Origin of the sequence: Priestia sp. AB (assembly GCF_028369225.1) — a bacterium.
In the GTDB taxonomy this organism is placed as follows: Bacteria; Bacillota; Bacilli; order Bacillales; family Bacillaceae_H; genus Priestia; species Priestia megaterium.
On record NZ_JAQMYN010000001.1, the window covers coordinates 871,158 to 884,379 of the forward strand.

The following is a 13,222-nucleotide window of genomic DNA, read 5'->3' on the forward strand; positions in this document are numbered from 1 at the left end:
ATGACATTTATGGCAAATGTATTATATGTAAAAGTAAATCCGCAGGTTGATGAAGCATCATTTTCAACTCGTTTAGCACAGGTTTTCTTAGATGAGTATAAAACAGCAAACCCGACTGATACAGTGACAACGCTTGATTTGTATAAAGAAACAGTTCCATTCATTGATGGAGATGTTTTAGCGGCATGGGGAAAAGCTGGAGCTGGTGAAGAATTATCAGCTGTTGAATTAGAAAAAGTAACGCGTATGGGTGAATTAGTAGAGCAGTTTTTACAAGCTGACAAAGTTATTTTCTCAGCTCCAATGTGGAACTTAAGCTTTCCTCCACTAATGAAAGCGTATATTGATAACATTTTAATTGCAGGAAAAACGTTTAAATATACTGAAAACGGTCCAGTAGGATTAGCTTCAGATAAAAAAGTAGTATTACTAGAAGCTCGTGGAGGCGTGTATTCAGAAGGCCCTGCAGCAGAGCTAGAATTTACTCAAAGCTATTTACGTACAGTGATGGGCTTCATTGGGGTTCAAGATTTCCACCTGGTTGTTGCAGAAGGCATGGCTTACACACCAGCAGAAGCAGACAATATTCTAGCAAAAGCATCTGAAAGAGCAAAAGAAGTTGCATCAACGTTCTAATGTCAAAAGCCCTTTAAAAGGGCTTTTTTTTAGGTTTAAAATTTAATAACTCTCCTTCTGAAAATATGCAAAGGGTTACATAAAATGCAGCGTAGAGAACGTACTTCTTATAAAAACGCTTATACATTTTTATTTACAAGACAAAAAAAGCATGGTTAAATAATGACCATGTTAACGTAACATCGGGATAGGGGAAGTTTTTCTGCAGAATCATTGGGGTATGCTACAAGTACAATCTAAAAAAGGGTGATTGAGATGTTTAAAAAATTATTTGGTAATAAGACAAAATCAAAAGAAACAACCGTTCTAGCTCCGCTTTCAGGTAATATCCTGCCAATCAGCGAAGTGCCAGATCCAGTGTTCGCACAGAAGATGATGGGAGACGGTTTTGCAATCGAACCTTCAGAAGGACAAGTTGTTTCACCTGTTGCTGGGGAAGTCGTTCAGCTTTTCCATACAAAACACGCGGTAGGCTTAAAAACAGAAGCCGGTACGGAAGTATTAATACATATCGGCCTTGAAACAGTGGCAATGGAAGGCGAAGGATTCGAAGCTCACGTGGCACAAGGTGACAAAGTAAGTGTAGGAACACCTCTTATCACATTTGATTTAGCGCTTATTCAAGAAAAAGCGAAAAGCATTATCACACCAATCGTTATTACAAACAGTGATGCAAGTGAAAGTTTCGAAATTTTGGCTCAAGGGACGGTTCAAAAAGGCGAAACGGCTTGTGCAAAAGTAACGATGAAGTAATTAGCAAGGCCTTTTCCTTTAAGAAAGGAGAGCGCATTTGAAGATTTTAAAAGTGTTAAATAACAACGCCGTTGTCTTTAAAGAAGGCGGAGTTGAAAAAATTGCGATGGGTCCCGGTATTGCTTTTCAAAAAGGTAAAAATGATCTTATTAATGCTGCAAAAGTGGAGAAAGTCTTTGTCATGAAAGAAGAGCAGGAAAAGTTTCAAGAACTATTAAAAAACCTTCCTGAAGAGCATATTCAAGTGGCGGAAGAAATCATTTCTTATGCTGAGCAGCAGCTTTCTGCTACATTAAGTCATCATGTGCATATTGCTTTGAGCGATCATTTATCCTTTGCTGTCGAAAGGATAGCCCGCGGAATTTCCATACAAAATAAATTGCTTAATGAAATTAAATCTCTCTATCAGCCTGAGTATGCAATAGGAGTATGGGCTCTTAAGCATATCAAAAAGAGACTAGATATCACGATGCCGATTGACGAAGCGGGATATATTGCGCTTCATATTCATACGGCGAAACTGAATTCACCGGGAATGCAGCAGCTCATGATGAATACAACGATTATTAATGAAATGGTTACGATTATAAAAAAAGAGCTGAATATGGAGATTGATGAAAACAGCATGTCCTATCAGCGGCTGCTGACTCACTTGCGCTTTGCGTTAAACCGTTTAGCGCAAAATGAACCCTTTCATGAGATGGATGAAGAGATGCTTAACGTATTAAAAGTCAAATATAAAAAATCGTATCAGTGTGCTGAAACGATCAAGCAATTTGTCAAAGATGAGTACGAAATTAATTTTCCAGAAGCGGAGTTAGGATATATCACGCTTCACATTTGCCGAATAGAGCAAAGAATATAGAAAAAAACATTGACGAATATTGTTGCTTTGAGTACAATGAAAGCGTATTAATTGAATAATCGGGATTGTGACTGGTAAAGCAGGCAAGACCTAGAATGCGCATGAAGGACAAGTGTGTCTTTTATAAGTGTGTTTTAGGTCTTGCTTTTTTTTATGACATACAAAAAGGAGGAAGTAAGATGGACGTAAAAGAAATTGCTGAAAAACTTGTTCCGCTTTTAGGAGGAAAAGAAAATATTGCTAGTGCGCAGCACTGTGCTACGCGCTTGCGCCTCGTTATTCGAGATGAAAGCAAAATTGATCAAAAAGGTTTAGATGAAATAGAAGATGTAAAAGGGGCTTTTTCAAATTCAGGGCAGTTTCAAATCATTTTTGGAACCGGTCTCGTTAATAAAATCCATGCTGCTTTTGTGAAAGAATTAGGTGATGACGAGGCTGCTGCCCCAGCGGATCATCAAGAAGAAATGAAAAAGAAAATGAACCCATTTGCCCGTTTTGCCCGCATGCTTTCCAATATTTTTGTTCCGATTATTCCAGCCATTGTAGCCAGTGGTTTACTAATGGGACTGCTCGGGATGATGAAAGCGTTCCACTGGGTCTCAGAAGATAGCGCGTTATTTGTGTTGTTGGATATGTTCTCAGGCGCAGCATTTATCATTTTACCGATTTTAATCGGTTTTTCAGCTGCAAAAGAATTTGGTTCAAATCCTTATCTAGGAGCGGTTATAGGAGGGATCTTAACGCATCCGATGTTATTAAATCCGTGGACATTAGCAGATGCTAAGCCAGAATATATGGATTTGTTTGGCTTAAGTATTCCGCTGATTGGCTACCAAGGTACGGTTGTTCCGATTTTATTGGCTATCTACGTTATGAGTAAAATTGAAAAGGGACTCCGGAAAATTGTGCCGAATTCGGTTGATTTACTTGTTACGCCTTTTTTAACTGTTATTATCACAGGCTTTGTATCACTTGTGTTTATTGGTCCTTTCGGTCGCTATATTGGAGATTTAATTTCGATCAGCCTTCAGTCTTTATACGATGTAGCCGGAGTGTTTGCAGGAATTTTGTTTGGCGGCTTATATTCGACCATTGTATTAACAGGCTTGCAGCATAGTTTTCATGCTATTGAAGCAGGACTGCTTGCTAATCCGAAGATTGGCGTTAACTTCTTACTTCCTATTTGGGCCTGCGCGAACGTGGCGCAAGGAGGAGCAGGGCTGGCTGTTTACTTTAAGACGAAAAATGCCAAAACGAAAAAAATTGCGATTCCAGCGGCTATTTCTTCCTTCTTAGGAATTACAGAACCGATTATTTTCGGCGTCAATTTAAGACTTCGCAAGCCATTTATTGCTGCGGCTATAGGCGGAGCAGCCGGAGGAGGCTATGTTGTACTTATGCACGTAGTAGCCAATGCCTACGGACTTACAGGTATTCCAATGATGGCCATTGCTGCGCCGCTTGGTATGAGTAATTTAATTCACTATATCATTGGTATGATTATTTCTGTAGGTGTTGCATTCGGTGTTACGTGGTTCATGAAACTAAAAGAAGACTGAGAACCATCGGTAAGTATACGAGAATAGAGAATGGTATTAGATTTGCTCATCATATTTTATGGTGAGCAAATTTTGTGTCGTAAATATGAAACTTTTTAAAAAGTAATACGTAGAACAGTCAAAGAGATAAGTTGATGTTGTGTAACAGGAACGTAAATGCTACACTACATATATTGGATTGTACTATTATAGTCAGAAAGAGAGCTGGCACATGGAATTTTATCACGATCTTTTTCTATATGCGCCGTATTTATCTGCTTTCGTTTTATACATCCTTTGTTATTATATGCTTCGTGAAGCTAGGTTTACGGCTTTTCATGCGGAACCTGTCACCGACCATGTGAATGCAGGGATTGATCCTTCAGTATTAACAATATGGAAAAGACGAAATGTATTTATACATGTGTATAGAAAAACACCAGTTAAAGAGAAGAATAATGATGAAGAAGATCCTTTCCTTCTGAAAAACACTTCATACATTTAGTCATTATTAGGAGGAAAGAATATGAAAAGAAATAAAAAATTATTATTGCTTGGTTTAATGGGAGCGCTTCTTTTAGCTCTAGCCGGCTGTAGCAGCACAAAAACACCAGTAACCGCAACAAGCGGCGGGTTCTGGGATCATTATTTTGTTTACCCTTTATCAATGGCATTAACGAAAATTGCTGAGTGGGCAGGCGGAAGTTATGGTCTGTCTATTATTATTGCGACGTTTATCATTCGTTTAGTTCTATTGCCGCTTATTTTAAAACAGCAAAAGAGCACGATGGCTATGCAAGCACTTCGTCCAGAGATGGAAAAGATTCAAAAGAAATATGCTGGTAAAAAAGATCCTGAAACACAGCAAAAGCAGCAAAAAGAAATGATGCAGCTTTACCAAACGCATAAAATTAATCCGGTTGGCGGATGTTTGCCAATCTTTATTCAAATGCCTATTATTATCGCATTTTATAATGCCATTGCACGAACGCATGAAATTGCACAGCATTCATTCTTATGGGTAAGTTTAGGAAAGCCAGATCCTTACTTCATTTTACCGGTAGTTGCAGCGATTACGACATTCTTACAAATTCGTGTAAGTATGACGGATGAAATTCAACCTCCAATGAAAATGATGATGAACATTATGCCAATCTTCATCTTAGTAGCGGGAATTTCACTTCCATCTGCTCTTGCATTATATTGGGTAATTGGTAACTTATTCGGAATTGGACAAGGTTACTACTTGAAAAAACGTATGAGCTTATTAAAAGAAAAAGATGCAGCTAATAATACAGCACAAGCTAAAACAAAACCATCACCAAAATCTAAGTCAAAATCATAATATACAAAAAGCGCAGCTATTCGCTGCGCTTTTTTATTTTTTCAAAAATGTGATGAGATGAGGAGATTTGTGTAACGCTATAAAAAAAGACAGGAGTGAACATGGTGAAAAAAATAGCGTTATGTCTGCTTTTTCTTATGTTGTTCCCTATGCAAATAAATGCTGCCAATACAGTGAAGGTCAGTTTTATACGGCAAGGAAACCTATGGGTATATGATAACGGTACCGAAAGGCAGTTATCCTATGCCCGTCATGCCTCTATGCCTCAATGGTCATCACATGGAGATATAGTTGCTTATGCAGAAAATGATTCTTTAATGATTGCACCGTTAAAAGGAAAACCGCTACTTGTTGAACATGATGTGACTCATTATCAATGGTCAACGGTTGCTGAGGAACTTGCGTATATTTCGAATGGAATCTTAGTATATTACAACGTTAAAACGCATGAAAAGAAGCGTGTAGCCGTAGGAGTGGATCAGTTTTCATGGTTTCCAGAAGGAGATCGATTTTTAATTACGTCAGCTGCTGCGCTGGCGCCGACGGGATGGGGACCGGTAAAGCTATATACAGTGAGCAAATATGCAGGGTTAGATGTAAAAAAAGTGGAGGCTTTTACGACGCTCCCGGCAGAAAATGATTCGTTTTTTGCGTATACAACAAGCAGCTTCAAATGGTCTCCTAACGGTCAATGGATTAGTTTTATCGCTATTCCAACGGCTTCGATGTCTGCAGATGCAAATAAGCTGTGCATCATTACAAAAGAAGGGAAAGCTTTTCAAGTAGTGGGAGATATGCTTAATGTACCTAATTGGTTTAAGTGGAGTAATGAAGAGCAAGTACTGGCATTTATTGATGGGGAAGGAAGGTTTGCCACTGAAAATAAAAAGTTCACTTTAAAAGAGATGCCGGTTTTTAAAGAACATGTGTTTACTCCAAAAGGCTTCGCAGATTGGGATTTTACTTGGACAGAAAAAGATAACATCATCATTTCACGTGTGCCCGAAGCAGGGTGGTCGAATGATGAAAAAAAGAGGCCGCTGCCTTCTTTGTATAGCATGGACGTAAAGACCAATAAGCAAAGTCAGTTCACATTTCCACAAAAAGGCTTAGGAGATTATGCGCCTGTTTATCATAAAGCAACGAATCAAACGATGTGGATTCGTACAAATCGAAAACAAGCAAATCTTTTAACACGCGTAAAAGATACGAAAAATGATAAGGTACTTATTTCAGGCTTAGACCTGCCGGGAAATTATTATGAGCTGTATCGGTGGAATGAAGTATTTAGCGTGTACAACCCTTAATAGCTAATTAAAACATAAGAAACTAAGGTGAAAACATGAATATACGATTGTTGGTAAAAGAAGACGCTGACATGTACTTTGAACTTCGTCTTCGTGCTTTAAAAGATCATCCTGAAAGTTTTATTTTAAGTTATGAAGAAGAATATGAAAAAGAAATTGTTGACATCCGAAATTATTTTCCAAGCAGCCAATCAGAATTTGTAGTAGGAGCTTTTATGGAAAAACAGCTTGTGGGGATCGTAGGGTTTCAGCAGCAAAAGCCTTTAAAAGTTCAGCATAAGGGAGATATTTGGGGGATGTACGTAGCCCCTGAAGCAAGGGGGAAGGGTCTTGGAAAGAAGCTGTTAAAAACCGCTGTTGAACAAGCTTTTTCAAAAACAAATGTTTTGCAAATCTACCTGGCCGTCGCTGCTAAAAATGAAGGAGCAAAAGCCCTATACAAAAGCCTCGGTTTTACTTCTTATGCGTATGAAAAAAGAGCTCTTCAAGTAGATGGTGAATTTATCGATGAAGAGCATATGGTATTGTCTATAAAAAGCCTTTGATCATATCAAAGGCTTTTTTTGTGCGGGAAAAATTTAGCTGAAACGTATAGAGATGGAAGCACATTCCCCATAAATATGCTATGATTTAACATATAGGATTATGGAGAGGCGAGGCAGCAGATGGAAAAACTGATTGAATTAAAAAATGTTGCAAAAGTATACAAAAAACATACCGTATTAGAAAACGTTCATACGACCCTTTATAAAGGAGAGACTGTGGCAATTGTTGGAAAAAACGGTGCGGGAAAAAGTACGTTTTTAAAGCTGATTGGCGGATTATCTAAACCGACTAAAGGGACAGTTCACCTTCATAAAGAAACCGGTACGCCTGGATTTGTGGTGGAACAATTTCCTCAGGAGCTGCGTTTTACGCTAGCAGGTTATTTGCAGCACATGGGACGAATTCAAGGATTGTCTAAGAAAAAGCGCAGCTCTAGAATTGAAGAGCTGCTCGAAACTTTCGAAATGGCAGAGTTTAGACACGAAGAAATCATTTCTTTTTCAAAAGGAATGAAGCAAAAAGTCAACATGATGCAAGCACTGCTGAGTTCTTCTAAGCTGCTATTGCTTGATGAACCTCTATCAGGATTAGATGCTCGTGCTCAGCTAGAAGTAGAACGAATTTTTACAAAGCTCAAAGAACGAGGGATGACCATTGTATTTACGTGTCATGAAGAAAGGCTCATTCATGCTGTAGCCGATCGTGTTATCACCATTGGCTCACAGCGCATTTTAAAAAATGAGCGCGTTCAACTCATTGAGCATTTAACGGTTATTGAGGCAAATGTCATTCTCAATAAGCCGCTTCGCTTATTAAAAGAAAAGTGCACGAAAATTGAACAGCATGGAAACTACTGGATTTTTTATATAGATAAAAAATATGTAAACGAGTTTCTTGCAGAATTGCTTGCTGTTCAAGCTGAAGTTGTAAAGCTATATCATATGGAAAGGGAAGAAATTTAAGATGGGTGCATTGATTCGCTATCATTTTATTACATACATTAAATCGTATCGATATATTCCGCCGCTTGCACTTTATATTATTTCGCTGTGTATGAACTATACATATAGACCGAACCCGGTGCTTGATAGCTTTTTTAATACGGCACTTTTCCTCTTTTTTCTAACCACTTGGTTTACGATGTCGCTGTTTCACGCGGAAGATTCCAGTCAAGAAGTTATTACAAAACTTCATGTAGGGAAAAAGAACAAGTACTTTATGAGCAAGCTTATTAGCTGTACGCTGCTGTTTACATTTTTATCAGCGGTTTCCATTGCTTATCCTGTGCTCCTTGATATGTTTGAAGTGGAGATATCCACTAGGCAAATGGTGTTTGGGTTTATTATTCACTGGACGTTTAGTTTGCTTGGTATGAGCATAGGCCTTGTTTTCACAAGAGATGTTGTAAGAGAAGGCAGCTTATCGTGGTTTGGACCTCTATTTATTTTAATCGTTACGCTTGCAGCAGCAGGCGTTTCATTTCCGTATCAAGGAGGCGGACTGCTGCTGTATGTATTGCCACCCGTATCTGCAATCATTCAATTTATTAACGAAGGATTAAATAAATTTTTGGTGTTTGGCTGGGCTTTGCTTTATGCCATAGCATTAATTAGCCTGTACTTGTGGAGAGCGAATAGAAGAGATGTATAAAGAATAAACACTTGCCGCGGCAAGTGTTTATTTATTATGAAGCACGTTATAAAGACGATCGGGGTAATTAGTAAACATACCGGTTACGCCCCACTCGATAAGCGTTCTCATTTGTTTTTCGTCATTTACTGTATAAGGATGAACGTCTAAATCGTATGAGCGAGCTTTTTGTACATATGGTTTTGTCAGCGTGTTTGCGTTCGGACCGATGCCGTTCGCGTACGTTTTGATTTGTCTGAACTGCTGATCTGTTAACATATTGGTTTGCTTAGAACGAATCAGTTGAATTAGTTTCATAGTAGGTCGATATCGATGGACGGTTTTTAAGCTTTCAGGACTAAATGATTGTACAATGACGTGATTGGTATGAATGTTGTACTTAGCCATCAGCGTCAACAATTCCTTTTCCATACCTGGATATTCATGAGGAGATTTTGTTTCAATATAATAGTTTGTTCGATTGCCAAACGTACGGAATATTTCTTCTAAAGTTGGAATGACGGCTTTTTTATTACCTTTTCCTGCGTTCAAACGCTGAAGCTGCTTCACTGTATACTGTTTTACATATCCTGTTCCATTTGTCGTTCGGTCAACTTTGTAGTCATGAATTGCTACAAGCTGCTGATCTTTAGACATATGAAGATCAAGTTCAATGTAATCCGCTTTTTGCTGAACGGCTGCTAGATAAGATTGCATCGTATGCTCTGGCTCATAACCTGATGCGCCTCGATGAGCAATAATGGCTACTTTTTCTGCTTGAGTAGAAGCTGCCTGCGTATGTATAAACATAAAAATACCGCATAAACAAAGAGTGAGTGAGCTTACAAACCACCATTTTCGTCTCATATCAAAACTCCTTTTTATTGAGGGGTCGTGCATTAGTTTACTATCGAGATGTTGTGTTCATATTAAGGCTGTGTAAATATTTAAATAAAACGAACGAGTATGTAATTAAAAGTAATAAACGCCGATGTTTAGTGAGAAACATCGGCTGTTTTTTCCGGGCGGAGGCTTGTATAAATAACGAGCCTGCGCTCATGAGTTTTCTGTTTATGATCAAATGTTCCCGTACAGGTGATTAAATTAAGCTGGTGTTGAAAAGTTGGGCCGAAAATCTCTCTGATAGGAGCAGAATCTCGGGGGTAAGAAGCTTTATTGGTAACAACAAAGGTCAGCTGATCCCCTTGCTGATCGGTTACCAGAATTTCGTCTCCTTTTGTAAGCTTGTCGAGATGATAGAAGATAGCGGGTCCTTTTTGATCATCAACATGTCCTGCAATGACCGCATTTCCTTCCTCTCCGGGTCTTGCTCCAAGCTTAAACCAAGCTACATCATGACCATTATCAGGAACACTCATTTCACCTTGGTTAGTAAGGCCCATTCCTTTTATAAAAGCCTTGATATGAAGCTTCGGAATAATAAGCTGAGATGGAAGAGGCGTAGAAGCAGTTCCTGAAGATTTCAAGGATTGAGCCGATTTTGTTTCAGCCATCTTCACAACAAAATCCGTCGAGCTGTTTGCGATTGCTGATTGGGCAAACCAGCTGCTCATGAATAGTATAAAAGAAAAGGTGAAAACCCCTCCTATCCATTTCATTCGCTTTCGTATCCTCTGTGACGACGAACAACAAATATAGCAACCGCTCCAATTCCTAATAAAGTAAGAACCGGCACAATTGAATTATAATTATCCTGTGAAGCACCGCCCATACCTGTTTTGGGCATTTCAGAAGGCATAGCCGTATTATCTTTTAATAAAAGCGTTTCAAGACTGTCAGCTTTGTTAATAGCAAGCACTGTGTAGACCGTGTTAGCTTCTAAATTAAGGTTTGGAATGTCCAGTACTTTTTTCTTGTCTTGACTAGTTGTAATGGTCAAATCATAGGTTCCGGCATCTACTTCAGAATAATTTGTCATTTGTTTAAAAGCAGTGTCTTTAAACAAAGTAGGGCCGTGATTAATACCTACATCAACAGCGGGAGCATCTGGAGAAAAGTGAGCAATTCGGATTTTACTCTTTCCTTTAGCTACGTTCATATCATCTTGAGCTACTTTTAATTCCAAGTGTGCAACTTGGTTAATAGCAGCAAGGGTATAGGCTTTGTTTGCTTCGACGGTTACATTAGTGGAAATGACAGGTTTCTCTTTTCCTTTTGTACCTATGGCATATACCTCTATTTTATGAGACCCCGCAGGTACTTTAAGGTAATCTGTCACATCTTTAAACGATGCGCCGACTACGATGCTTTGATTGTCCACATATATATCTACTTCAGGTGCATCAGGTGACGCATGCACAACTCGTATCATCGCCTCCTGCACAGCTGCAGAAGTGAAATTATCTGAAAAAGCTAGCAATAAAACTGCGAGTAAAGAAGCAGCAATAATCTTTACACGGTTCATAACGTTTTACTCTCCTTTTAATCTAAGTTTGTCCTGTTAGTCCCGTATGAAAAGTGGTGGGCATGCATTCACTTTTGAACGTACTCGGGCATTTATTCACTTGTTATCATCTACAATTTTATCCAATATATGCATAATTTATTTCATTAGATGAAATTTTTGTAAAAGAGCAGATAAATAGTTTGAATTTTGTGATAATATTAATATAAGGGTTTGGTTAGTAGTTGATGTCTCTATCGCAAAAGGAGGGGAAGTTATGTGCTGCAAACGAATCATGAAATAAAAAAGGTTGTTCATCGTTCGCTATCAGCTAAAATGATTGTAAAGCGCATGCTGTTTATTTTAGTGGGAGCCCTTTTAATGGCCGTCGGGCTAGAATTTTTTCTTGTCCCTAATGAGGTTATTGACGGTGGAATTGTAGGTATATCTATTATTTTATCCCACTTAACGGATGTTCAAATCGGCTTTTATATCTTCGTATTAAATCTTCCATTCTTTTTTATTGGCTACAAGCAAATTGGAAAAACATTTGCGCTATCTACGCTTTTAGGTGTTATCATTCTATCCATTGCTACATCTATTTTTCACGACTTACCGGTCTTAACAGGTGACCCTCTTTTAGCCACTGTGTTTGGCGGAATTGTTCTCGGTGTGGGAGTAGGAATTGTTATTAGGTACGGAGGTTCGCTAGACGGCACCGAGATATTAGCTATTTTATTTAATAAGCGTACGCCTTTCTCCGTAGGTGAGACGATTATGTTTTTTAATTTATTTATTTTGGGAAGTGCCGGTTTTGTATTTGGCTGGGATCGCGCTATGTATTCTTTAATGGCTTACTTCATTGCTTTTAAAACGATTGATATTGTGATTCAAGGGTTAGATGAGTCTAAGTCAGCTTGGATTATCAGCGAACAATATGAACAAATTGGCGAAGCAATTCTTGCTCGTTTAGGCAGAGGCGTCACGTATTTAAATGGGGAAGGGGCGTATACGGGAGATGATAAAAAAGTCATTTTTTGTGTGATTACCAGGCTTGAAGAAGCAAAGCTAAAAGCGATTATCGATGAGATAGATCCATCTGCTTTTTTTGCTGTAGCAGCTATTGCTGAAGTTAGAGGAGGGAGGTTTAAGAAACGAGATATTCATTAGTGAAGGTTGTCTGCTAATGAGGCTGTCCCGTTATTACATGCAGCAGCCTTTTTAATTTTCTCTCTTTGTTTCGAGTATATGGAATGGTTTATGTGGCTTCTGCTGCGTCCTGCTTTGGGCATATCGAACCTCTCTTTTTTCTTGTATATCTTTAAAACAAACATGTAAAATGTCTAAAAGATATAAAAAGAGTACATAGTAAAAAACAGAAAGAGGGAGTGACATGAAAAAAACGTTAAAAATAGTAGGAGTCAGTCTTGCTGTTCTTGTTGCAGTAACTGTGGCTTTTTTTGTCATATGGTCAGGTTTTGATTATGAACCTTCAAAGGAGCTTTACTCACTAGTAGATGAGAAAAAAGTAGTGAAGAAAGACGATTATTACGTATTCAAGCCTCAAACGAACAAAGAGATAAAAGCAGGCTATATTATTTATCAAGGTGCTAAAGTAGAGCCGTTAGCATATGGCTATTATGCTCAGCAAATTGCAAATGAAGGATATCTTGTTACTGTTGTAGATTCTCCGTTTAATATGAGTTTTTTTAGTCAAAACAAAGCGACGGATATTGTGAAGAGCTATCCGAAGATTTCCGCATGGTTTATCGGAGGGCATTCCCTTGGCGGAGTGAGTGCAGCGTCTTATGCGTATGATCATCAAAACTCAATAAAAGGCTTAGTTCTTTTAGCATCGTATCCGATGAATAAAAATAATTTTTCAATTTCCACTTATCCTATTTTGTCTTTAACCGGTGAGAAAGATGGTTTGTCGACGCCTGAAAAAATTAAAGAAACCAAGCATTTACTTTCAAAAAATACGGAGCTGGTCCAAGTAAAAGGAGCTAATCACGCACAGTTTGGAATGTACGGGAAACAAAAAGGCGATAACAAAGCCAGTATTTCCCCTAAAGAGCAGCAGGATGAGCTAGTAAAAAGAACGGTCAAGTGGTTAAACAGTCAAATGAAAAAGTCCGTCAGTAACTAACTGACGGACTTTTTTTCTTTTTTTGAAAATAAAACTTGAAAAAATAACCA

General features: G+C 38.4%; 15 protein-coding genes. 12 read left to right on the plus strand and 3 right to left on the minus strand.

The genetic code is table 11. The features are described 5' to 3' along the window. The first annotated feature begins 9 nt into the window (after window positions 1-9). The 10 genes from POF52_RS04430 (at window position 10) to POF52_RS04475 (ending at window position 8,640) form a co-directional block, all read left to right on the plus strand. Window positions 10-636: an FMN-dependent NADH-azoreductase gene (locus tag POF52_RS04430; RefSeq protein WP_013084669.1), complete on the plus strand. Its 627-nt coding sequence runs from the start codon at window positions 10-12 to the stop codon at window positions 634-636. Between the two features lie 255 nt (window positions 637-891). Further along, window positions 892-1,389 (plus strand): PTS sugar transporter subunit IIA, encoded by a 498-nt coding sequence (locus POF52_RS04435; RefSeq protein ID WP_013084668.1) that lies wholly within the window; start codon window positions 892-894, stop codon window positions 1,387-1,389. A 37-nt stretch (window positions 1,390-1,426) separates the two neighbouring features. Then, a complete protein-coding gene (locus tag POF52_RS04440; RefSeq protein WP_128819878.1) occupies window positions 1,427-2,254 on the plus strand; it encodes a PRD domain-containing protein in 828 nt (275 codons plus the stop codon). Between the two features lie 179 nt (window positions 2,255-2,433). Next, complete coding sequence (locus POF52_RS04445) at window positions 2,434-3,813, plus strand: sucrose-specific PTS transporter subunit IIBC (RefSeq protein WP_016765300.1); 1,380 nt, start codon at window positions 2,434-2,436, stop codon at window positions 3,811-3,813. Window positions 3,814-4,024: 211 nt separating this feature from the next. Beyond that, complete coding sequence (locus POF52_RS04450; RefSeq protein ID WP_013058702.1) at window positions 4,025-4,297, plus strand: hypothetical protein; 273 nt, start codon at window positions 4,025-4,027, stop codon at window positions 4,295-4,297. A 21-nt stretch (window positions 4,298-4,318) separates the two neighbouring features. Beyond that, window positions 4,319-5,137, plus strand: a complete 819-nt coding sequence (gene yidC / locus POF52_RS04455) for a membrane protein insertase YidC (RefSeq protein ID WP_176583302.1) — start codon at window positions 4,319-4,321, stop codon at window positions 5,135-5,137. Between the two features lie 101 nt (window positions 5,138-5,238). After that, window positions 5,239-6,444 carry a TolB domain-containing protein gene (locus POF52_RS04460; protein ID WP_176583301.1) on the plus strand — a complete coding sequence of 402 codons (1,206 nt, stop codon included), beginning with the start codon at window positions 5,239-5,241 and terminating at the stop codon, window positions 6,442-6,444. A gap of 35 nt (window positions 6,445-6,479) precedes the next feature. Continuing rightward, window positions 6,480-6,989, plus strand: a complete 510-nt coding sequence (locus POF52_RS04465) for a GNAT family N-acetyltransferase (protein WP_074893251.1) — start codon at window positions 6,480-6,482, stop codon at window positions 6,987-6,989. 120 nt (window positions 6,990-7,109) lie between these two features. Further along, entirely contained in the window at window positions 7,110-7,952 is an 843-nt protein-coding gene (locus POF52_RS04470; protein ID WP_176583300.1) for an ATP-binding cassette domain-containing protein, read from the plus strand. Between the two features lies 1 nt (window position 7,953). After that, entirely contained in the window at window positions 7,954-8,640 is a 687-nt protein-coding gene (locus tag POF52_RS04475; protein ID WP_176583299.1) for an ABC transporter permease, read from the plus strand. 27 nt (window positions 8,641-8,667) lie between these two features. Here POF52_RS04475 and POF52_RS04480 read toward each other — a convergent pair whose 3' ends face one another. The 3 genes from POF52_RS04480 to POF52_RS04490 form a co-directional block, all read right to left on the minus strand. After that, on the minus strand, window positions 8,668-9,486 hold the full coding sequence (locus POF52_RS04480) for a glycerophosphodiester phosphodiesterase family protein (RefSeq protein ID WP_025750187.1): 819 nt from the start codon (window positions 9,484-9,486) through the stop codon (window positions 8,668-8,670). Between the two features lie 128 nt (window positions 9,487-9,614). Continuing rightward, window positions 9,615-10,238, minus strand: coding sequence for a class F sortase (locus tag POF52_RS04485; RefSeq protein ID WP_013084660.1), 624 nt, complete (start codon window positions 10,236-10,238; stop codon window positions 9,615-9,617). Then, entirely contained in the window at window positions 10,235-11,044 is an 810-nt protein-coding gene (locus tag POF52_RS04490) for a DUF4397 domain-containing protein (RefSeq protein WP_095378679.1), read from the minus strand. Before POF52_RS04490 ends, POF52_RS04485 begins: the two co-directional genes overlap by 4 nt. Window positions 11,045-11,302: 258 nt before the next feature. Between POF52_RS04490 and POF52_RS04495 the strand changes: the two genes are divergently transcribed. Next, the gene (locus tag POF52_RS04495) at window positions 11,303-12,193 is read left to right on the plus strand and encodes a YitT family protein (protein WP_013058693.1); all 891 of its coding nucleotides are present in this window, start codon (window positions 11,303-11,305) and stop codon (window positions 12,191-12,193) included. A 223-nt stretch (window positions 12,194-12,416) separates the two neighbouring features. After that, window positions 12,417-13,172, plus strand: a complete 756-nt coding sequence (locus POF52_RS04500; RefSeq protein ID WP_271990087.1) for an alpha/beta family hydrolase — start codon at window positions 12,417-12,419, stop codon at window positions 13,170-13,172. Window positions 13,173-13,222 lie beyond the last annotated feature (50 nt).